The organism is Nitrosospira sp. NpAV (genome assembly GCF_000832065.1).
Lineage (GTDB): Bacteria > Pseudomonadota > Gammaproteobacteria > Burkholderiales > Nitrosomonadaceae > Nitrosospira.
This window is the reverse complement of sequence record NZ_JXQM01000137.1, coordinates 1-300: the sequence shown is the minus strand read 5'-3', so window position 1 is coordinate 300 and position 300 is coordinate 1. Positions and strand designations below refer to the sequence as shown.

The window sequence follows — 300 nt, the reverse complement described above, 5'->3', positions numbered from 1 at the left end:
TCCTGTTTCGGCACTGGAATGAAGGTGACTTCGCGGCCTACCGCTCGCGAGAGCTCTTGCGCGGTCTCTCGGAACGTCAACATTCTTGGCCCCGTTACTTCGTATACTTCGCCGTTGTGGTGATCTTCTGTGAGTGCCGCGGCTGCAATGTCTGCAATATCGTCTACATCCACAAATGGCTCCGGAATGTCGGCGACCGGGAGCGTAATCGCCCCGTTCAGAACCATCTCACGAAACTCACCCTCGGAGAAATTCTGACTAAACCAGCTGGCCCGGACTACCGCCCATTCCAGACCTGAC

General features: G+C 56.3%; 1 pseudogene. It reads right to left on the bottom strand.

Going from position 1 to position 300, the window contains the following annotated elements:
- Positions 1 to 300, bottom strand: a pseudogene (locus SQ11_RS17690) (hypothetical protein); the annotation flags it as partial.